We start from the raw sequence: 20591 nt of genomic DNA, 5'->3' as shown, positions 1-20591 counted from the left end.
GCGCTAGGGGGAGAAGGACGCAGCCCTCGCTGCGGGGCGGCGGGGCCGCCCAGGCCCTTGCTCGGCTGCCCGCGAGCGGCTGCAGCCCATGGATAACTGATGTGAGAAACCTATGCTGAGAATCGTTTTCCTGCTCTTGCTGCTGGGCAACGCGGGTTACTACATGTGGAGCCACGGCTATCTGGCCGGCATGGGGCTGGCGCCGGAGTTGCAGTCCGAGCCGCAGCGCCTTCAGGAGCAGATCAGGCCGGATGCCCTGGTGCTGCAGCAGCCCGACGCGGTGCAAGCTCCGGCCGATGAACCTGCAAAGACTGCGGAGCCCGAAGCGCCTGCGGTGGACGACAGTGCGCCGCCCGCTGCTCCCGAAAGCAAGTCGGATGGCAAGCCCGAAGCTGCAGCCGCCGCGGCCAGGGAAATCAAGGACGCCAAGGACGCCAAGGACACAAAGGATGCCAAGACCGCCATCAAGGAGCCCGAGGCCTGCTATCAGGCCAACGGCATCGAGGAGGCGCAGGCCGACAGCATTCGGCGTGCGCTGGCGGGCAGGCCCAAAGGCGACTGGGAACTCGTGGCCAATCACCAGGGCGGGCGCTGGATGGTCTATATGGGCAAGTTTCCCGATGCCGAATTCATGGACCGCAAGCGTGGCGAGCTGCGCCTGATGAATATCGACTTCGACCGCGCAGGCGGCAGCTTCGAGCCCGGTCTGTCGCTGGGGCGTTTCTCGACGGAAGAGGCCGCCCAGCGCCAGCTGGCCACGTTTGCGCGCCAGGGCGTGCGCACCGCGCGCGTGGTGCAGGAGCGCCCCGATGTGACGACCTATGCGCTGCGTCTGCCCAAGGCCACGCCGAGCATGCGCAACGAAGTGGCGGCGCTTGCTGGCAAGAACCTGGTGCCCAAGGCCTTGCAGGCCTGTGCCAAGTAATTTTCGTAGCTACTATCGCAAGAAAGGCCTGCATTTGCAGGCCTTTTGTATTGGAAAACCAGTTGCGACAAGCGCAACAAGCTCCTATTTTAGTCCAGATGAATATTGGCGACAGCGGCCAGCTTCTTCATCTTGGCCACTTCGCTGGCGATCTGCTTGGTGAAGTCGGCGCTCGATGTGCCCGAGGGGTACAGGCCTTGAGCAGCCATGCGCTGCTTGACGGCGGGATCCTTGAGTGCGGCAATGATGGCTTTTTGCACACGTTCCACTTGTGCGGCGGGCGTGTTCTTGGGAGCCACCAGGCCGAACCAGGATGGCTCGTTCAGATCGGGGTGACCGGCCTGCGCATAGGTCTGCACATCGGGCAGCACGTCCAGGCGTTCATGCCAGGACACGGCCAGGGCGCGCACCTTGCCGGACTTGATATGGGGCAGGGACGAGTTCACCTGGTCGAAGTACACGGGAACCTGGTTGCCCAGCACGTCGTTGATGGCCGGAGCCGAGCCGCGGTAGGGGATGTGGTGCATTTCGGTGCCCGTGCTCTTGAGGAACTGGGCGCCCCACATATGGCCGATGGTGCCGTTGCCGGGGGTGGCATAGGACACCTTGCCGGGGTTGGCCTTGAGGTAGGCCACAAACTCGGCAAAAGTCTTCACGGGGATCAGCTTGGGGTTGATCACCAGCACGCCGGGAGCCTTGACGATCTCGGTCACGCCCACGAAGTCGTTGATCGCGTCGTAAGGCAGCTTCTTGAACACGGCGGGGTTCACGCCATGGGTGGACAGGGTGGCAATACCGAAAGTCACGCCATCGGTGGCGCGAGCCACTTCGGCCATGCCGATGGAGCCGCCGGCGCCTGCCTTGTTTTCAATCACCACGGCCTGGCCGCCCAGCAGCTTGATCAGCACGTCCTGCATATTGCGGGGCACCATGTCGGTAGGGCCGCCAGCGGGGAAGGGCACGACGATGCGCAGAGGACGCGATGTGTCCTGCGCCATGGTCATGCCGGAGAAAGAAGAAGCGGCTGCGGCAGCAGCGGCGGTGTAGATGAATTGACGTCGTTGCATCAAAAAGCTCCCAGGATCCAGTGATTCCAAATTGTTGTCTTGCAGAGCACAAATAGCGACTCTTCAGGCAACCGATGATCGAATTGATTCTAGGGTAAGCGAGAACTTGCTAAATACGCAGTTTCCGATATCCGCATCGGGGCAAATGGGCGCAAAGCCAAGCCTGGTGCGGTTTCTCAGTCTAGGCAGGCACCGAATTGGTGCATTTCGAGCTTGCGCTTCACTGCTGTCCGGGCATAGCCCTGAAGCGCACGGTAAACAGCGCCCCTGGCGGGGCATGACCGGGCCTGGCTTCTTGCAGCAGCACTTGCGCTCCATGCTGACGGGCGATTTCCATGACGATGGGCAGGCCCAGACCGGAGCCGTCGGCTTCGGAGCCCAGCGCCCGGTAGAAGGGCTGGAAGATCAGTTCGCGCTCGGCCAGCGGCACGCCGGGGCCCGAGTCCTCGACCTGCAGCAGCAGAATCTGGCCGAAATGATCGGCCTGCACGCGCACGGTGACCACGCCTGGCTGTTCGCTGGTCGATGGCGTGTAGTTGATGGCGTTGTCCACCAGATTGCGCACCAGCTCGGCGAGCAACGTGGCATTGCCGTTGAGCCAGACACCGGGCGTGCTGGCGCTGGCGCCCTCGTAGCCCAGGTCGATGTGCTTGTCCATGGCGCGCGGCAGGCAGTCCTGCACCACGTCGGTGACGATGCGCACGAGGTTGCTGCCCTGCATGGCGGGCACGGCGCTCTCGGCCCGTGCCAGTGCCAGCAACTGGTTGACAGTATGGGTGGCACGCATGCTTGAGCGGCCGATCTGCGCCAGCGAGCGCTTCAGATCTTCGGTGTTCGTGCCCTCGCGCTGGGCCAGGTCGGCCTGCATGCGCAGCCCCGCCAGCGGGGTCTTGAGCTGGTGGGCGGCGTCGGCCAGAAAGCGCTTTTGCGTGGCGATGGAGTCATGCAGCCGCTGCAGCAGATCGTTGACCGAATCGACCAGCGGCACCACCTCCAGCGGCACATCCTTGTGGTTGATGGGCGAGAGATCCTCGGGCTTGCGCGCGCGGATGCGCTCTTCGAGCCGGTGCAGCGGCTTGATGCCGCGTGCCAGCGCCAGCCACACCAGCAGGGCGGCCAGCGGCAGGATGACGAACTGCGGCAGCATCACGCCCTTGATGATTTCCGTGGCCAGCACGCTGCGCTTTTCGCGTGTTTCCGCGACCTGCACCAGAGCGCTGGGCTCGCCGGGCAGCGGCATGCGCACCCAGATATAGGCCACGCGCAGGTCAATGCCCTTGTATTCCTCATCGCGCAGCAGCACCGTGCCGGTGGGCGGGTCCTCGTCGACGGCGGGCGGGCGGGGCAGGTCGCGCTCGCCCGCCAGATATTCGCCCCTGGTGCCGCTGACCTGGAAGAACACCGTGTCCGATTCATCGGCGCGCAGGATCTCGCTGGCCGACTGCGGCAGATTGAACTGCACCTTGCCGCGTTGCACGATGACCAGCTGGGCCAGGGCCTGGGCGTTGTACTCCAGCGCGCGGTCGAAGGGCTTGTTGGCCAGACCCTGGGCCACCAGCCAGGTCAGCGCCAGGCTCACGGGCCAGAGCAGAAGCAGCGGCGTGAGCATCCAGTCGAGGATCTCGCCAAAGAGGGATCGCTGCTCACGCTGAAAAATTTTCATGCTTGTAAAACTGGCGTATTCCAACTCAGGGATGGCCAGCAAGGGCCGCCCCGCAGCAAAGGCCATCGTCCCCCTCGGGGGGAAGCGGCGGGGCCGCCTAGGCGCAGCCGCTCAGGGGGGGGCTATCTTTTCCAGGCAGTAACCGAGGCCACGTACGGTGGCGATGCGGATCGGGCCTTTCTCGATTTTCTTGCGCAGGCGGTGGATATAGACCTCGATGGCGTTGTTGCTCACCTCTTCGCCCCATTCGCACAGGCGCTCCACCAGCTGGTCCTTGCTGACCAGGCGGCCCGCGCGCTGCAGCAGCACCTCCAGCAGGCCCAGCTCGCGCGCCGACAGCTCCACCATCTTGCCGTCGATGGTGGCGACCCGGCCGGTCTGGTCATAGACCAGCGGGCCGTGCTTGATGGTGGAGCTGGCGCCGCCCATGCCGCGGCGCGTGAGGGCGCGCACGCGCGCTTCCAGCTCGGACAGCGCAAACGGCTTGGCCATGTAGTCGTCAGCACCATAGTCCAGGCCCTGTACGCGCTCTTCGATCGAATCGGCGGCCGTGAGAATCAGTACCGGAAGCGCATCGCCGCGCCCACGCAGGCGCTTGAGCACTTCCAGACCGTGCACCTTTGGCAGGCCCAGATCGAGAATCAGCAAATCGAATTCGCTGCTGGTCAGCAAGGCGGTATCGGCCTCGCTGCCATTGGCCACATGGCTGACGACGGCGCCCGAGCTGCGCAGCGTGCGCAGCAGGCCGTCTGCCAGCACCTGGTCGTCTTCGGCAATCAGTATGCGCATGTGTGTCTCCTGCTTGTTATGTGTGCCTGTTTGCACTTTTGCTGCCATTGTAGGGATGGCTCATGGCCGTTCAGGGCAATTCTCGACAGCCGCTTACAGGCGTCGAATCTCAGTAGCCTTCTGCATAGGCTTCCAGGCCCAGCGCGACCACGGTGGCCACATCCGTGCCTACGGCTTCGCGAAATTCGGCCTCTGCCTGGCTTACGGCGTCGTGAAAAGCCTGCAGCCAGGCCAGACCCGCATCGGTGAAGCGCACGCGTCTGGCGCGCGCATCATGCGGGTCGGCCTCGCGCGTGACCAGGCCCCAGGCTTCGCACTGCGTCACCAGATCGGCCATGGCCTGCTTGGTCATGCCGGCCTTGTCGGCCAGATCGGTGAGCCGGTCGCCAGCCAGCGACAGATGGCGCGTGATGTGGATATGGGCTGCCCCCACCTTGTCGCGCGCCGCCAGATTGGATAACGCCAGCGGCACCTCCACTGCACGCGCCATGAGCTGCAGCACGCGCGCATCGAAGCGGCGCATGGCATGGCCGAGCAAACGGCCCAGATGGGTCTGGCGCCAGGCATCGGCGGGTGGGGTGACGGGGGCGATTTCTGACATGGATAAATGGTAAGGCAAACTGACTAAATAGTTAAATAAATTTTCAGTATCAGCCTCTAAACTACTGTTCAAGCATCCAGCCTGAATACAAAAACAGGGCTGGTCACAGACAGTCATTCACCTACTTCGGAGCCTGATATGAACGCCATCGCCAAGACCAACGACGCCAACAGCGAAAAAGCCAAAGCCCTGGCTGCAGCCCTGGCCCAGATCGAAAAGCAGTTCGGCAAGGGCACCATCATGAAGCTCGGTGAAGGTGAGGCCATCGAAGACATTCAGGTCGTCTCCACCGGCTCTCTGGGTCTGGATATCGCGCTGGGCGTAGGCGGTCTGCCGCGCGGCCGCGTGATCGAAATCTACGGCCCCGAATCCTCGGGCAAGACCACGCTGACGCTGCAGGTCATTGCCGAGATGCAAAAGCAGGGCGGCACCTGCGCCTTTATCGACGCCGAACATGCGCTGGACACCAGCTACGCCCAGAAGCTGGGCGTGAGCCTCAGCGACGTGCTGATCAGCCAGCCCGACACCGGTGAGCAGGCACTGGAGATCTGCGACAGTCTGGTGCGCTCGGGAGCCGTGGACCTGATCGTCATCGACTCGGTGGCCGCATTGACGCCCAAGGCCGAAATCGAAGGCGAGATGGGCGACGCCCTGCCCGGCCTGCAGGCCCGCCTGATGAGCCAGGCCCTGCGCAAGCTGACGGCGACCATCAAGAAGACCAACTGCATGGTCATCTTCATCAACCAGATCCGCATGAAGATCGGCGTGATGTTCGGCTCGCCCGAGACCACCACCGGCGGCAATGCGCTGAAGTTCTATGCCTCCGTGCGTCTGGATATCCGCCGCACCGGCACCATCAAGAAGGGCGACGAGGCCATCGGCAACGAAACCAAGGTCAAGGTCGTGAAGAACAAGGTCTCGCCCCCCTTCAAGACGGCAGAGTTCGACATTCTGTTTGGTGAAGGCATCAGCCGCGAAGGCGAGATTCTGGACATGGGCGTGAACGCCAAGATTCTGGAAAAGAGCGGTGCCTGGTATGCCTACAACGGCGAAAAAATCGGCCAGGGCCGTGACAACTCGCGTGAGTTCCTGCGCGAGAACCCCGCGCTGGCCATCGAAATCGAAAACAAGGTGCGCGATAGCCTGGGCATCAAGCTGCTGCCTGTGGACGGTGCTGCGGCTGCCGAAGCCAAGCCTGCCAAGGGTGGCAAGGGCAAGGTGGACAAGGACGGAGTGATTGAAGGTTGATTCTTCCCCTGAAGGCGCTATGCGCCTTTCGCGAAAGGGGACGACATCCTCGCAGCGGTGCGGCCCTTGCTTGATGTCCCTGGCTTGGTGAACGCCAGTGTTTGAGTGCGGGCCTCATTGCTCAAAAGGTTTGCCATCTTTGCGCAGGTTCGTCCTGCGCCTTTTTGTTTCTGGAGATGCGTCGTGAGCTTTGCCAAGCTTTCACTCAAAGGCCGAGCCCTGAAGCTGCTGGGGCAGCGCGAGCATTCGCGGCTGGAGTTGCAGCGCAAGCTGGCTCCATATGTGGAAGAGGGTGATGACCTGCGGGCCATTCTCGATGAGCTGGAAAAGCGCGGCTTCATCAGCGTGCAGCGGGTGGTGGATTCCGTCATTCACAGCAAGTCCAGCCGCTTTGGCACGGCGCGGCTGGTGCAGGAGTTGCGCAGCAAAGGGCTGGACGATGAAGTGGTGCGCAACGCGAGCGAGCAACTGCGCGATACCGAGCTGGAACGCGCCCGCGAGCTGTGGCGCAAGCGCTTTGGTACGCCGCCTGCCGATATCAAGGAAAAGGCCAAACAGCTGCGTTTCATGGCGTCGCGGGGCTTTTCTTCTGCCGTGGCATCGCGGGTTTTGCGCGAGGCTCCATACTCGGCGTTCGACGAAAGTGATGACGCGGGCTGAGAACTGCACGCAGCCCGCGACCGTTAGACTCCGTGACGAAAAGGACAATGCATGCCCTCAACTGCTTCGAATCCGGATACTCCGTCCGCCTTGCGCGTCGGCCTGAGCGCTGGCAAATCCCTGCTGGGTGGCTTGATGCTCGGCATTGCGCTGGCTCTGGTGTTGGGCTGCACCTCGGCCGCTTTCTACTTCCTGCGTCTGGACGGGCCGGGCATGCCTGCGGCGGCCCATGCAGGTGGCGCGGGGGCTCTCATCGCCCTGCTGTTTTCGCCGTCGCTGGTGGTGGCGCTGCTGCTGGTGTTCATCATCCCGGCCTATGTGATGGTGGGTCTGCAGATCGGGCGCGCCCGCGCCACTGGCAAGCTGGTGGCACGTTATGGACAGGGCTTGTCGCAGCGGTTGGCCGAGATGCTGGCGCAGCGCATCGAGTCCATGCCCCGTGCGCACAAGGCGCTGCACAAAACCGCCGACCTGCTGAACATGAGCACGGCCATGGAGCATCTGAAACCCTGGATTGGCGATGGCCGGGCGGTGCAATGGGTGGTGCGCACGGTGCTCAATCGCCTGCCGCTGTCCGAGTTGATGGACGAATGGGGCCAGACGCGTGCCGAGTGGGGTGAGCAAGCCAGCCGGGGAGACCCGGCGCTGCGTGCCTTTCTGGGCGAAAAGATTCAGAGCCTGCTGCAGGAGATGGCCGAGCCGTCGTGGACGCTGCTGTGGATTGTGATGGCCGTGCATGCGGTGGTATTGGGCCTTGGCATCTGGCTGACCTGAGGCCTATGCCGGCGCAGGCGTGCGCGTTGCCCACCAGCAGACCAGCGAACCCAGCGTTACCAGTGCCACGCCTTGCCAAAAGCTCCAGCCCGGCAGCACCTGCAGCAGTGCACTGGCCATCAGCGCCGAGAGCACCGGTGTGAAATAGGACGCTGCAGCCAGCAGGGCCAGCTTGCCATGCTGGATGCCGTGCTCCCAGCAGCTGTAGCCCAGTGCCGTGAGCGCCCCGACCAGCAAGAGCTGGCCAGTGGTCAGCCAGCTCCAGAGCATGGGCTGTGGCTCGCCCAGCATCAGCCACTTGAGCCACAGCGCGATGGCAGTCCAGGTCACGAACAGACCCACGGCGTTGAAGCCTGAGCCATAGCGGCGCGCCAGCAGCGAGTAGGCCGGCCAGAGCAGGGCGGCAGCAAAACCCATTCCATAGGCCAGCGGGTTGCCCAGCACATGGCTCCACATGACCGGCAGGCTGAAGCTGTCGCCGCCCAGCACGCGCGCCAGACCCCACAGGCAGATCAGCACGCCTGGCCACAGCCACCAGCGAGCCGCCTGCTGGCCGCACAGCACGGCCAGCACGATGGTGAGGCTGGGCCAGAGATAGTTGATGAGCCCGATTTCCATGGCCTGGCTGCGGTCGTGGGCCAGGCCCACGGCTACGGACAGGCAAATTTCATAGACCACAAACAGCAGGCCGCAGCCCCAGAGATAGGCCGGGTGCATGCTGCGCCAGCGTGCCAGCTCGCGCCAGCCTTTGCGCCCGCGTGCTGCGGCAACGCAGATGGCGGCCATGGTGTAGAGGCAGGCCGCGCCGCCGACGGCACCCAGCGGCTCTGCCACGGCACGCATCAGGCCCACGGTGCAGCTCCAGCAGAGCACGGCCAGCAGGCCGATAAGCGTGGCACGCCGGGCGGCGGCTTCAGTGGGGTTCATGGGGAGGCGCTTTTAAAACAGGAGCTTTGTGCGCAATGTAGGCAATGATTTGATGCATTTTCTGCATTGAATTCATTGACTGGAGGGCGCTGTAAGCTATTGATTTTATTGTTTGTTCGGGGCGGGGCCAAGTGCTGATCATCGGCGCAAAGTCAAAAAAAAACGGCCCTTCGGGCCGTTTCAGCACTGGCTGGGCGCGCTCACAGGCCCAGCATGATCTGCAGGTTCTGCACGGCAGCGCCGCTGGCACCCTTGCCCAGATTGTCCAGGCGCGCGATCAGCACGGCCTGGCGGTATTGCTCGTTGGCAAACACGCGCAGCTCCAGCTTGTTGGTATTGGCCAGGGTGTCGGCGGCCAGCTTGTTGTCGTCCGTGGGCGGCAGCACGCTGACCCAGTTGGCGCTGGTATTGGTTCGGGCGTAGTGGCTGGCCAGCGCGTCGTGCAGGTCGGCGGCCTTGGGTGCGCCGGGCAGCAGATCCAGGTGCAGCGGCAGCTGCACCAGCATGCCCTGGGCAAAGTTGCTCACGGCGGGGATGAACACGGGGCGGCGGGTCATGCCGGTGTAGTGCAGGATTTCGGGAATGTGCTTGTGCGACAGGCCCAGGGCGTAGGCCTCGTAAGGTGCGGCATCGCCGCCTTCATAGGCTTCGATCATGGTGCGGCCGCCGCCGGTGTAGCCGGACACGGAAGGCAGGCTCACGGGGTAGTCGGCGGGAATCAGGCCCGCAGCCACCAGCGGCGCCAGCAGGGCGATGGCGCCCGTGGCGTAGCAGCCGGGGTTGGAGACGCGGGTGGCGCTCTTCACGGCGTCGAGCTGCCCGGCGCGCAGTTCGGGGAAGCCATAGACCCAGCCTGCGGCCGTGCGGTGGGCGGTGGAGGCGTCGATGATCTTGATGGCGCGGCCGGTTTCTGCGGTGATGGAGTCCACCATGGCTGCTGTTTCGCGGGCTGCATCGTCGTGCAGGCAGAGGATGACCAGATCCACACCGGCAATCAGAGAGCGTTTGGCGGCCGGGTCCTTGCGCAGTGCGGGGTCGATGCTGACCAGTTCCACACCTGCGAAATCGACCAGACGATCACGGATCTGCAGACCCGTGGTTCCTGCTTCTCCGTCAATAAAGACTTTTGCCATTGCATTTTCTCCTGCACCGGCGCGCGCATTTCTTGGTTTATATGCCGCTGCCTGCGGCACCATTGCCGCTTTACGAACGGTGATTGTCCTTGAATCTCGTCAGGGATGTGCACTGCCTGACTTTTAGGCAAGTCTCGCGCGAATGGCCCAGTAGACGTAGCAGCTATTAGCGGTTGTCAGCACATTGCCAGCCGCTGCCTCAAGGCCTTTAACTCGTATATAAGACATAAGAAAGTTGCGGGAAGAAAAGATATCGTGTAGGAATAATTTCCCTAAAGAATTCAAGGCATTGCAGCTGTTTCCGGAACACGACAAAGTTGCGCGAAATTGTGGATTTTGCGCATGTTCAGGTGTCGTTTTGCGCGGTGCAGCATGGTACATTCCTGCTCGCCATGTCATATGAACCCGATGGCCAGGCTCCCCCGAGTCGGTGGCAAGCGGGTATTTCCCCTCAGTTCAGAGAGACAAAGTCATGAAGATTCATGAATACCAAGGCAAGGAAATCTTGCGCCAATTTGGTGTGCCCGTTCCCCGTGGCATTCCTGCGTTTACCGTGCAAGAGGCTGTTGAAGCAGCCCAGAAGCTGGGTGGACCCGTGTGGGTGGTGAAGGCCCAGATCCACGCTGGTGGCCGCGGCAAGGGCGGCGGCGTGAAGGTTGCCAAGTCCATCGAGGACGTGCAAAAGCTGTCCGAGCAGATCCTGGGCATGCAGCTGGTGACTCACCAGACCGGCCCCGAAGGCCAGAAGGTTCGCCGCCTGTACATCGAAGACGGCGCCGACATCAAGAACGAGCTGTATGTGTCGCTGGTGACTGACCGCGCCACACAGAAGGTTGCCCTGATCGCTTCCAGCGAAGGCGGCATGGACATCGAGGAAGTGGCTCACTCCACTCCCGAAAAGATCATCACCGAGATGATCGACCCCCTGACCGGCATCACCGAAGCGCAATCGCGCAAGGTGGCAGCTGCCATCGGTCTTGAAGGCAAGTCCGTGGACCAGGCCGTGGATCTGTTCGCCAAGATCTACAAGTGCTACATGGACACCGACGCGTCGCTGGTGGAAATCAACCCCCTGAACTGCGACTCCAAGGGCGACCTGATGGCCCTGGACGCCAAGTTCAACTTTGATCCCAACGCGCTGTTCCGTCACCCCGAAATCGTGGCTTTCCGCGATCTGGACGAAGAAGACGCTGCCGAAATCGAAGCCTCCAAGTTCGATCTGGCCTACATCTCCCTGGACGGCAACATCGGCTGCCTGGTGAACGGCGCCGGTCTGGCCATGGCCACCATGGACACCATCAAGCTGTTCGGCGGCGAACCTGCCAACTTCCTGGACGTGGGCGGCGGCGCTACGGCCGAGAAGGTGACAGAAGCCTTCAAGATCATGCTCAAGAACCCTGAAGTCAAGGGTATTTTGGTCAATATCTTCGGCGGCATCATGAAGTGCGACACCATCGCCAACGGCGTGGTCACCGCCTGCAAGGCCGTGAACCTGAGCGTGCCTCTGGTCGTGCGCATGAAGGGCACCAACGAAGAGCTGGGCAAGCAAATCCTCAAGGATTCCGGTCTGCCCATCATCGCTGCTGACACCATGGCTGAAGCAGCGACCAAGATCGTCGCTGCCGTTAAGTAATACGCCCCGGAGATAGAAACATGTCGATCTTTATCAACAAAGACACCAAGGTCATCACCCAGGGCATTACTGGCAAGACCGGTCAGTTCCACACTGAAAAGTGCCAGGAATACGCGAACGGCAAGAACTGCTTCGTGGCAGGCGTGAACCCCAAGAAGGCTGGCGAAAAGATTTTCGACATCCCAATCTTTGGTTCCGTCAAGGACGCCGCCAAGGAAACCGGCGCGACCGTGTCCGTGATCTACGTGCCCCCCGCAGGCGCAGCTGCTGCCATCTGGGAAGCGGTTGAAGCCGACCTGGACTTGGCCATCTGCATCACCGAAGGCATCCCCGTTCGCGACATGCTGGAAGTGCGCAACAAGATGAAGGCCAAGGAAGCTGCCGGCGGCAAGAAGACTCTGCTGCTGGGCCCCAACTGCCCCGGTCTGATCACGCCTGACGAAATCAAGATCGGCATCATGCCCGGTCACATCCACAAGAAGGGCCGCGTGGGCGTGGTGTCCCGCTCCGGTACGCTGACTTACGAAGCCGTGGCTCAGCTGAGCGAACTGGGCATTGGCCAGTCCTCCGCCGTCGGTATCGGTGGCGACCCCATCAACGGTCTGAAGCACATCGACGTGATGCGCGCTTTCAACGACGATCCCGACACCGATGCCGTGATCATGATCGGTGAAATCGGCGGTCCCGACGAAGCCGAAGCTGCCCAGTGGTGCAAGGCCAACATGAAGAAGCCTATCGTGGGCTTCATCGCCGGCGTGACTGCGCCTCCCGGCAAGCGCATGGGCCACGCAGGTGCCCTGATCTCCGGCGGTGCCGACACGGCTGACGCCAAGCTGGCCATCATGGAAGAGTGCGGCTTCACCATCACCCGCAACCCTTCCGAAATGGGTCGCCTGCTGCAAGGCCTGCTGAAGAAGTAAGCCCGTGCAAAAGTTCGTGATACAGCGTTGAATTTACGCAGTATTACGAACTGGCAAGATGGGCTTCGAGCCCTACACTGCCTCCACTCTTAAAAGAAAGCGCCGCGCAATGCGGCGCTTTCATATTCAAAACAGTGGAGTCATCATGGAAATGCTCAATAGCGCCGATTTCTGGATCGGCCTGGTGAAGATCATCTGGATCAACATCATCCTCTCCGGCGACAACGCCGTGGTCATCGCACTGGCCGCGCGCTCTCTTCCCCCTGAACAACAAAAGAAAGCCATCATGTTCGGCTCCGGCGCCGCCGTGGTGCTGCGTATCGTGCTGACCGTGGTGGCTGCCAAGCTGCTGGAGCTCTCCTTCCTGCAGGTCGTGGGCGGCTGTCTGCTGCTGTGGATCGGCTATCAGCTGCTGACTGGCGACGAAGACGGCGAAGGCGAGTCCAAGGGCCATGGCTCCATGATGACCGCCATCCGTACCATCCTGATCGCCGACCTGGTGATGAGCCTGGACAACGTGATTGCCGTGGCTGCCACCGCCCAGGGCAATATGGTGCTGCTGATCCTGGGTCTGGCTATTTCCATTCCCCTGGTGATCTTCGGCTCCACGCTGATGATCAAGCTCATGGAACGCTTCCCCGTCATCGTCACGCTGGGCGCGGCGCTGATCGGTTGGGTGGGCGGCGAGACCATCGTCAACGACAACCTGCTGCATGGCTACACCATGGCTCACCCCTGGCTGCACTATGTCGCTGCTGCAGCGGGCGCCGTGCTGGTGGTCGGACTGGGCAAGTTCATGCAGGCACGCTCTACCAAGAAGGAAGTCGCCGCGGCCTGATCGCCCCGGAAGTCTTTCCCCAAAAAACGCACCGTGCTTTCACGGTGCGTTTTTTTTTGGGCTGCAGCGCGGATGACAAACTGTGTGAACATGGCTTCCAACCTTCGTGTAACCCCAGGCTTGTTAGCCTTGTCGCCATGCAGATATCGGAACTTGCCAGCCTGTCGGGTGTGTCCGTGCACGCCATTCGCCACTATGAGAGTCTGGGCCTGATTGCCGCCGCCCGGCGCCCCTCCGGCTACCGCGAGTTCGATGACAGCGTGATCCGCGAGTTGCGATTCATCTCCATGTCGCGGCAATGTGGCTTCTCCCTGGCGCAGATCGCTGAAGTGCTGCCGGCCTATCGTCGCAAGACCCTGACGGCGGCCCAGATGATTGCCAGGCTTGAGGAGCGCATTGCCGAGCTGGATGCGGAGATTGCCCAGCGGCGCGCACTGCGCAAGCACCTGGTTTCACATATCGCATGGTTTGGCGAGCGCGAGCCGCAGCCAGCCTCGAAGCCAGGATTTCCGCGTGTTCGTGCGCGCGGCAGTGACGAGGCCGGTTCATCCGGTCGGAGCAGGAGGAAGTGATGACACCACAGAACGAGAATTTCGCCCGTGACGTACAGGCCCTGGTGCTTTCCATGCCGGTGGCGCAGCTGCTGCAACTGCGCTTTGAGCGCATAGAGCCAGGCGAGGTCGATCTCTGCCTGCCCTATCAGGAAAGCCTGAGTTTCAGGCCCGGCCAGTTGCAGGCAACGCCGGTCTTTGCCATCGCGGACTTCGCCGCCGTATCGGCCGCGGGGACGCTGCTGCCGACTGGCTGGCTCAATGCCACGATCGACTGCAGCATCAAATATCTGGCTCCTGCCGATGGCGAGACATTGCTGGCCCGTGGCCGCGTCATCCAGACCAGCAAGCTGCTGACGGTTGTCAGGGCGGATGTGTTTTCTCGCAAGGCGGGCCGGGAGCTGCTGTGCGCCACCATGCTGGCCACGGCGCGGAACCTGGCGCCTGCACAGTAGGGGGTCTTTCGGTGCTGTAGCGCCTGAATGGTGGATGCGGGATGCTATCGCGATTGATTTTTCTCTATAGCGAGCCTGTAACCGACCGAGTCGGCGCCTTCAAGGCAAACTACAGCCCATCATGAAGACCCAGTACTACACCGCTTCCAGCCTGGATGGCTTTCTCGCCACCGAAGACGACTCTCTGGACTGGCTGTTTCCCCTGGGCAGCCTGACGCAGTCCAGCTATCCGGGCTTTATTGCGCAGGTCGGCGCGCTGGCCATGGGCTCGGCCACCTATGAATGGATGGTCCGCAACGCCGATGCCGTGAAGCAGGAGACTGGCGCGGCCTGGCCTTATGCGCAGCCTGCCTGGGTTTTCTCCAGCCGTCAGCTGCCGTTGATAGAAGGCGCCGATGTGCGCTTTGTCAGCGGCGATGTGCGGCCCGTGCTGGCAAACATGAGAGCTGCAGCAGGCGACAAGAACATCTGGATTGTGGGCGGCGGTGATCTGGCGGGGCAGTTCCATGACGCGGGCCTGCTGGACGAGGTGATTGTGCAGGTCGGCTCGGCCACTCTGGGCCGTGGCAAGCCTTTGTTTCCGCGCCGCGTGCTGAGCCCCGTGCTGCAGCTGCAGTCCGTGCAGCAGATGGGCACGGGCATGGCGGAGCTGCGCTACACCGTGTGCAAGACGCAGCTGCCTGGGAATTAACGGCTGTTTTTGGCAGGCCAGAGCACCGAGGCAATCGCCACCACCATCAGGCAGACGGCGGTCCAGTCCTGCCAATGCAAGACCTCGCCCAGCCACCAGGCGCCCACAAAAACGCCGAGCACCGGAATCATCATCACGCTCAGCGTGGAGGCCACGGGAGGCAGGCTGCGAGCCAGATAGAACCACACGGCCTGGGCAAAGCCCAGCACCAGGATGCCATTGAAAGCAATGGCCGCCAGCGCGCTTTGGTCGGGCATATGCCATTGTTTTCGCTCGAAAGCAAAGGCCAGTACAGTCAGCACCACGGTGGTGATGGCCACCATCCACAGCGACAGCGTCATCAGCGGCACGGGCGCCTCGGTGCGGCGCAGCAGCTGCGTGCCCCAGGCCCAGCCGGCAGCAGCAATCAGCATCAGCATCACGCCCAGGGGCTTGCTGCCCAGAGCGCCAACCTCATGCCACAGCAGCAGCAGCACGCCGGCAAAGGCCGCTCCCACGCCTGCCCAGGCGCGCGCGCCCAGCCTGTCCTTGAAGAACAGACTGCCGAACACGGCCGAGAAGATGGGCATGGTGTAGCCCAGAATCGCCGCGCGCCCGCTGGACAGCGTGGGGATGGCGATGATGATCAGGCAGTGCCAGAGCACCATATTGAACAGCGTGAGCTTGGCCAGCTGGCCCCAGTAGCTGCGCGGTATGGCCAGCGGCAAGCCCCTGCCGACGACAAAGAGGGCCAGAATGGGCAGGCCTATCCACATGCTGACCATGCGAAAGCTCAGGGGCGGGAAATGCTGCACGCCGAGCTTCATCACCGGCCAGTTCAGGCCCCAGACGATGGTGAGCAAGACGAGAAGAACGAGCTGTTTGGGCGTGAACGAAGGCATGGGGCTGGATTATCTCCCCCCGAAATGATTTTCTCCCCCTGTGGCGCTTCGCGCCTTCCCCCTCTCTCTACGCGCTGTGCGCTATGGGAGGGAGACGACAGCCTCGCTGCGGGGCGGCGGGGCCGCCTAGGCCCTTGCTCGCTGTCTCTCTGCTGGTGTGTGCCAAGTTTGACGTCTTGCTGCAAAACCTGTGGCAAGGCTTGGAAGGGGCGAGCAATTAAAATCACGCTTTATGACTTTTATCGACATGCTGCGCGACGCGTCCACGCGCAATGACTCCATGCTGTGCGTGGGTCTGGACCCTGAACCCAGCCGTTTTCCGGGCGCCATGCAGGGCGATGCGTCCAAGATCTACGACTTCTGCGCAGCCATCGTCGATGCCACCCATGATCTGGTCAACAGCTTCAAGCCCCAGATCGCCTACTTTGCCGCCCACCGCGCCGAAGACCAGCTCGAGAAGCTGATGGAGCACATGCGTCGCGTGGCACCCCATGTGCCCGTGATTCTGGATGCCAAGCGTGGCGATATCGGCTCCACCGCCGAGCAATACGCCAAGGAAGCCTTCGAGCGCTATGGTGCCGATGCCGTGACGCTTTCGCCCTTCATGGGTTTCGACTCCATCACGCCCTATCTCAAGTACGAGGGCAAGGGGGCCTTTTTGTTGTGCCGTACCTCCAACCCCGGCGGTGACGACCTGCAGGCCCAGGTCCTGGCCGATGTGCCCGGCAACCCCCATATGTTCGAGCATGTGGCCAAGTTGGCCCAGGGTCCCTGGAACACCAACGGCCAGCTGGGCCTGGTGGTTGGGGCGACCCGTCCCAACGAGATCGAGCGCGTGCGTGCCGTGGCCCCCACGTTGCCGCTGCTGATTCCCGGCGTGGGTGCACAGGGCGGCGATGCCGTGGCGACCGTCAAGGCCGCCCGCATCGGCGGCGGGCCCATCATCATCAACTCCTCGCGCGCCATTCTGTACGCAGGGCAGGGCGATGACTTTGCCAAGGCCGCACGCGAAGCCGCCATCGCTACGCGCGCCACGCTGCAGGCTGCAGCCCAGAGCTGAGCCAGGGTAGGCATCTGGCCATGCAAAGCAAATGGCTGGAAGACTTCCTGCTTCTGGCTCAGGAGCGCAGCTTCACCCGTGCGGCAGAGCTGCGCCATGTCACCCATCCTGCCTTCGGCCGGCGCATTCGCGCGCTGGAGGAATGGGCTGGAACGCCGCTGATCGAAGCAGGTGGCGGGCCGGTTCGTCTCACCCCGGCCGGTGAAGCCTTTCGCGACACCGCCGAGCAGATGGTGCGCACGCTGGCCCAGTCGCATGACGAGCTGCAGGCCGTGGCCGGCCGGCAGGCCCATGTGATCACGCTGGCCACGGGGCGTACCCTGGCGCGCACCATCGTGGCCGACTGGCTGGCGCGCTACGGCAGCGTGCTGCAGACGGCGCAGATGCGCATCGTTACCCGCACACTCGACGAAACCGTGCACATGCTGCAGCGCGGCGAGGTCAGCTTTGCCCTGCTCTATCACCATGCAGCCATTGCCGTGCGGCTGGATGGCCGTCAGTTCAGCTATCTGACGGTGATGAGCGACAAGCTGGTGCCCGTGGCGCGTGCCGATGCCGAAGGCAAGCCCTTGTTTGCACTGGCGCAGGCTCTGCTGCCCGGTGCCAGTCCTGTGCCTTATCTGGCTTTCTCGCACAGCATGGCGCTGGGGCGGCTGGCTGAAGACCATCTTGCCAGCCATCCGTTGTGGCCGCGTCTGCGCCGCTGCATCGAATGCGATTCGGCGGATGCCAATTACGAGTACGTGCTCAAAGGTCTGGGTGTGGCCTGGATGCCCTGGTCCATGGTGCAGCGCGACTGCCAGGACGGTCGTCTGGCGCTGGCCGGGGACGGCAGCCTGGACGTGCATTTCGATGTGCGGCTTTATCGGCCCAAACGCCGCTTGAGCACCGCTGCAGAGCAGTTCTGGACCGATATCACTGGCCAGTAAATGAGCAGTCACTCCTTTTTTGCCTGCGACCAGACCTGAAGCTGGAAAAACAACAGCTGGTATCGGACTCCTGGCGGCATTGCTCCCCTCGATTTGCTCAAAAACGCATTGATGTGCTGAAATGGCACGGAAATGTGCCAGATCGGCACTGAAAGGTTTTCTCTGTATTCGGACAATTGCCTCATACAGATTCGGAATAGTTTCATGCAGAACACAAACATCCTCCGCCGTACCGCCATCGCTGCGGGCCTGCTGCTGGGCGCTGCCGCGGCAGTGCCTGCCATCGCCGCCGACAACTATCCCAGCAAGGCCATCACCATGGTCGTGGGCTACCCGGCCGGTGGCAGCACCGACCTGGTGGGTCGTCTGGTGGCCGACGGCCTGGCCAAGCAGCTGGGCCAGCCCGTGGTGGTGGAAAACCTGGGTGGTGCCGGTGGCGCCATCGGTGCGCAAAAAGTGGCCAAGGCCCCTGCCGACGGTTACACCATCATGGTGGGTGCCAACAATGAGCTGGCCATTGCCAGGCTCATCAACAAGGCCGTGAAGTACAACATTGGCGACTTCACTCCCATCGGTCTGGTGGGTTCCCAGCCCATGGTGCTGGTCGCATCGCACAAGGCTGGCGTGAAGAACGCGGCCGAGTTCGTGAGCCTGGTGTCCAAGAACCCCGACAAGTTCAGCTATGGCAGCTCCGGCGTGGGCACGGCGCTGCATCTGGCCGGCGAGCTGGTCAAGGAGCAGGGCAAGCTGCAGATGACCCATGTGCCCTACAAGGGCGTGGCTCCGCTGACCACCGACCTGGTGGGCAACAACATCGAGTTCGGCGTGTTCGTGCTGTCCTCGGGCCTGCCGCATATCAAGGCCGGCAAGGTTGTGGCCCTGGGTACGACCGAAGCCAAGCGCTCGGCTATCACCCCCGATATTCCTGCCCTGTCCGAGCTGCCCCAGTTCAAGAACGTGGACATCAACAGCTGGTTTGCGCTGATGGCCCCCAAGGGCCTGCCCGCCCCCATCGCCGCCAAGCTGAAGAAGGCGCTGGAAGAAACCATGGCTTCGCCCGAGTTCCGCAAGAAGATGGAAGAGACCGGCAACGTGGTGGCCGATCCCAAGGTGGATGCCGGCAAGTACATCAACACCGAAATTGCCAAGTACGCAAAGATTGTGCAGTTCGCGCATATCGAGAACTGATCTTGCTTGGGCTGATGGTGACCTGAGGTCGCCTAGGTTTGAAAACGGCTTGTGCCTCCGGGGCGCAGGCCGTTTTTGCGTTTGGGCTTTTGCGGTGTCGTGCCTGATTTGTTGACAGGGGTCGGGTCTCGCCCCGGCGGGCGAACTGAAGGCAATGTGAAGAAATTGGCTTCTGACGCTTATCTAGATTGCAGCAGCAGCTATCAATTTTCAAAGAAGCTATCTGGTATTGCCCCTTGTGCCCACGCAGGTTGCCCGCAGCGTAGCGGAGGGACGTGGGCAGTAGGGGTTGTGTTCTTTGCCTACTTTCTGGCATGCCAGAAAGTAGGTCGGCTGGCGGGCCGAACCCCGCCCTCTGAGCGCCAATCAAGCAAGCCGTAATAATCGAATCAAATCGGCATCAAGCGCAGTCCTAAAAAGCGCAACCAGCTCTCAATTCTGAGTCGCCAGCTGGCACCGCGCAGGCGAAACCGCCCCCACATTCACCCTCTGCGCGGCCAGCGCCGCATCCAGCGTTTCCCCGAGCAGCAGATTGCGCGCCAGCAGGCTGTAGCCGGCGGCGCTCTGGATGCCATAGCCGCCCTGGGCGGCAACCCAGAAAAAGCCCGGAACGGGCGTGGGCGAGGCATCCCAGCCGATCACCAGCTCGCCATCGGCGACAAAGCTGCGCAGACCGGCCCAGGTATGCGAGGGGCGGCGGATTTGCAGCGTGGTGGCTTCCTCTATGTGATAGATGCCGGTCGCAATGTCCAGCTCCTCTGGCACTACATCGTGCGGTGCCACGGGGTCTGCATTGGCCGGCGAGCCCAGCAGTTGGCCGGCGTCGGGCTTGATGTACCAGTTTTCATCGGCGCTGATGATGGCGGGCCAGTGCATGGTATCCATGCCTTCGGGGGCCGGGAAGGTGAAGGCGCTGCGGCGCTTGGGCGTGATGCCGATGGGAGCCGCGCCCACCATGGCGGCCACGACATCCACCCAGGCCCCGGCGGCGTTGACGATGACCTTGGCACGAAGGCTCAGTCCCTGGGGCAGGGCGATATGCCAGCAGTCGTTGACCCGTGTGATGGCCTGGACCTCGGCGTTGCACCACAGGTCGCCGCCGCGCTGGCGCAGGCCCCGGATATAGCCCTGGTGCAGACCGTGCACATCGATGTCGCGTGCGCCGGTGTCCAGAAAGCCGTCTACCAGCACCTCGGTGTCGAGCACGGGAACCAGGGCCTTGAGCTGTGCTGCGCTCAGGCGCTGGGCATCCGGGGAGTGAACCTGGGCCTCGGCGTAGGCGGCATCCACCAGATCCCTCTGATCGGCCGTGCCCACATAGAGCACGCCGCGTGGCGTGAGGATGGGGGCTTCGGCAAAACCGGCCGGTGGCGCATCGTAGAAGGCACGACTGGCGCGGGTCAGGGCCTGCACCTGGGCGGGGCCGTAGTGCTCTTCAAACAGAGCGGCCGAGCGGCCGGTGGTGTGATAGCCGGGCTGGGATTCGCGCTCCAGCACCAGCACGGAAGGCGGAGTATCGCCACCCGACTGTGCCAATTGCCAGGCGGCGGAGGCTCCGGCCATGCCTGCGCCCACGATGACGAAATCCCAGACATCTTTCTGCATTGCTTCTCTCCTCGGTGTAGCCGGTCATGGCCTTGCATGGCTGGCTGTGCTTG

Annotated in this window: 21 protein-coding genes; 13 read left to right on the top strand and 8 right to left on the bottom strand. The window is 62.7% G+C overall.

Annotated features, from left to right (window positions below; translation table 11 throughout):
- The first annotated feature begins 112 nt into the window (after window positions 1–112).
- Window positions 113–925: a hypothetical protein gene (locus P353_RS23015; protein ID WP_034374887.1), complete on the top strand. Its 813-nt coding sequence runs from the start codon at window positions 113–115 to the stop codon at window positions 923–925.
- 89 nt (window positions 926–1014) lie between these two features.
- Here the strand turns inward: P353_RS23015 and P353_RS23010 are convergent, their stop codons facing one another.
- The 4 genes from P353_RS23010 to P353_RS22995 all read right to left on the bottom strand — a co-directional run bounded on the left by P353_RS23010 (window position 1015) and on the right by P353_RS22995 (window position 5045).
- Window positions 1015–1992 carry a tripartite tricarboxylate transporter substrate binding protein BugE gene (locus P353_RS23010; RefSeq protein WP_034374884.1) on the bottom strand — a complete coding sequence of 326 codons (978 nt, stop codon included), beginning with the start codon at window positions 1990–1992 and terminating at the stop codon, window positions 1015–1017.
- Window positions 1993–2212: 220 nt separating this feature from the next.
- Window positions 2213–3655, bottom strand: coding sequence for a sensor histidine kinase (locus tag P353_RS23005; RefSeq protein ID WP_034374882.1), 1443 nt, complete (start codon window positions 3653–3655; stop codon window positions 2213–2215).
- A 111-nt stretch (window positions 3656–3766) separates the two neighbouring features.
- Complete coding sequence (locus P353_RS23000; RefSeq protein WP_003064757.1) at window positions 3767–4444, bottom strand: response regulator transcription factor; 678 nt, start codon at window positions 4442–4444, stop codon at window positions 3767–3769.
- Window positions 4445–4553: 109 nt separating this feature from the next.
- Window positions 4554–5045 (bottom strand): MarR family winged helix-turn-helix transcriptional regulator, encoded by a 492-nt coding sequence (locus P353_RS22995; protein WP_034374880.1) that lies wholly within the window; start codon window positions 5043–5045, stop codon window positions 4554–4556.
- 138 nt (window positions 5046–5183) lie between these two features.
- On the opposite strand from P353_RS22995, the gene recA reads away from it, so the two are divergent.
- The 3 genes from recA (at window position 5184) to P353_RS22980 (ending at window position 7727) form a co-directional block, all read left to right on the top strand.
- Window positions 5184–6293: a recombinase RecA gene (recA, locus tag P353_RS22990; protein WP_034374878.1), complete on the top strand. Its 1110-nt coding sequence runs from the start codon at window positions 5184–5186 to the stop codon at window positions 6291–6293.
- Between the two features lie 183 nt (window positions 6294–6476).
- A complete protein-coding gene (gene recX, locus P353_RS22985) occupies window positions 6477–6953 on the top strand; it encodes a recombination regulator RecX (RefSeq protein WP_034374876.1) in 477 nt (158 codons plus the stop codon).
- Between the two features lie 51 nt (window positions 6954–7004).
- On the top strand, window positions 7005–7727 hold the full coding sequence (locus P353_RS22980) for a hypothetical protein (RefSeq protein ID WP_034374874.1): 723 nt from the start codon (window positions 7005–7007) through the stop codon (window positions 7725–7727).
- A 3-nt stretch (window positions 7728–7730) separates the two neighbouring features.
- Here the strand turns inward: P353_RS22980 and yddG are convergent, their stop codons facing one another.
- On the bottom strand, window positions 7731–8654 hold the full coding sequence (yddG, locus tag P353_RS22975) for an aromatic amino acid DMT transporter YddG (protein WP_034374872.1): 924 nt from the start codon (window positions 8652–8654) through the stop codon (window positions 7731–7733).
- A gap of 200 nt (window positions 8655–8854) precedes the next feature.
- Window positions 8855–9787 carry an N-acetyl-gamma-glutamyl-phosphate reductase gene (gene argC / locus P353_RS22970; protein ID WP_034375189.1) on the bottom strand — a complete coding sequence of 311 codons (933 nt, stop codon included), beginning with the start codon at window positions 9785–9787 and terminating at the stop codon, window positions 8855–8857.
- A 472-nt stretch (window positions 9788–10259) separates the two neighbouring features.
- On the opposite strand from argC, the gene sucC reads away from it, so the two are divergent.
- The 6 genes from sucC (at window position 10260) to P353_RS22940 (ending at window position 14875) form a co-directional block, all read left to right on the top strand.
- Complete coding sequence (gene sucC, locus P353_RS22965) at window positions 10260–11420, top strand: ADP-forming succinate--CoA ligase subunit beta (RefSeq protein ID WP_003060063.1); 1161 nt, start codon at window positions 10260–10262, stop codon at window positions 11418–11420.
- A gap of 20 nt (window positions 11421–11440) precedes the next feature.
- On the top strand, window positions 11441–12340 hold the full coding sequence (sucD, locus tag P353_RS22960) for a succinate--CoA ligase subunit alpha (RefSeq protein WP_003060065.1): 900 nt from the start codon (window positions 11441–11443) through the stop codon (window positions 12338–12340).
- 145 nt (window positions 12341–12485) lie between these two features.
- On the top strand, window positions 12486–13178 hold the full coding sequence (locus tag P353_RS22955; protein ID WP_034374870.1) for a TerC family protein: 693 nt from the start codon (window positions 12486–12488) through the stop codon (window positions 13176–13178).
- Between the two features lie 137 nt (window positions 13179–13315).
- Window positions 13316–13750 (top strand): MerR family transcriptional regulator, encoded by a 435-nt coding sequence (locus P353_RS22950; protein ID WP_034374868.1) that lies wholly within the window; start codon window positions 13316–13318, stop codon window positions 13748–13750.
- Window positions 13750–14184: a PaaI family thioesterase gene (locus tag P353_RS22945; protein WP_034374866.1), complete on the top strand. Its 435-nt coding sequence runs from the start codon at window positions 13750–13752 to the stop codon at window positions 14182–14184. The genes P353_RS22950 and P353_RS22945 overlap by 1 nt, the downstream gene beginning before the upstream one ends.
- A 121-nt stretch (window positions 14185–14305) precedes the next feature.
- A complete protein-coding gene (locus P353_RS22940; RefSeq protein WP_034374864.1) occupies window positions 14306–14875 on the top strand; it encodes a dihydrofolate reductase family protein in 570 nt (189 codons plus the stop codon).
- On the opposite strand, the gene P353_RS22935 is transcribed toward P353_RS22940, so the two are convergent.
- Window positions 14872–15756 (bottom strand): DMT family transporter, encoded by an 885-nt coding sequence (locus tag P353_RS22935; RefSeq protein WP_034374862.1) that lies wholly within the window; start codon window positions 15754–15756, stop codon window positions 14872–14874. The two genes, P353_RS22940 and P353_RS22935, sit on opposite strands and share 4 nt — an antisense overlap.
- Before the next feature lie 232 nt (window positions 15757–15988).
- Here P353_RS22935 and pyrF point away from each other — a divergent pair, with 232 nt between their 5' ends.
- The 3 genes from pyrF to P353_RS22920 all read left to right on the top strand — a co-directional run bounded on the left by pyrF (window position 15989) and on the right by P353_RS22920 (window position 18933).
- A complete protein-coding gene (gene pyrF, locus P353_RS22930) occupies window positions 15989–16816 on the top strand; it encodes an orotidine-5'-phosphate decarboxylase (protein WP_003072183.1) in 828 nt (275 codons plus the stop codon).
- A gap of 20 nt (window positions 16817–16836) precedes the next feature.
- The gene (locus P353_RS22925; protein WP_003072185.1) at window positions 16837–17745 is read left to right on the top strand and encodes a LysR family transcriptional regulator; all 909 of its coding nucleotides are present in this window, start codon (window positions 16837–16839) and stop codon (window positions 17743–17745) included.
- Window positions 17746–17949: 204 nt separating this feature from the next.
- On the top strand, window positions 17950–18933 hold the full coding sequence (locus P353_RS22920) for a Bug family tripartite tricarboxylate transporter substrate binding protein (protein ID WP_034374861.1): 984 nt from the start codon (window positions 17950–17952) through the stop codon (window positions 18931–18933).
- A gap of 432 nt (window positions 18934–19365) precedes the next feature.
- Here the strand turns inward: P353_RS22920 and P353_RS22915 are convergent, their stop codons facing one another.
- Entirely contained in the window at window positions 19366–20538 is a 1173-nt protein-coding gene (locus tag P353_RS22915) for an NAD(P)/FAD-dependent oxidoreductase (RefSeq protein WP_034374859.1), read from the bottom strand.
- Between the last annotated feature and the right edge of the window lie 53 nt (window positions 20539–20591).

Origin of the sequence: Comamonas testosteroni, from assembly GCF_000761245.1 — a bacterium.
Classification (GTDB): Bacteria; Pseudomonadota; Gammaproteobacteria; order Burkholderiales; family Burkholderiaceae_C; genus Comamonas; species Comamonas testosteroni_C.
The sequence above is the reverse complement of the archived record's forward strand: the minus strand, read 5'-3'. Positions and strand labels throughout refer to the sequence as shown.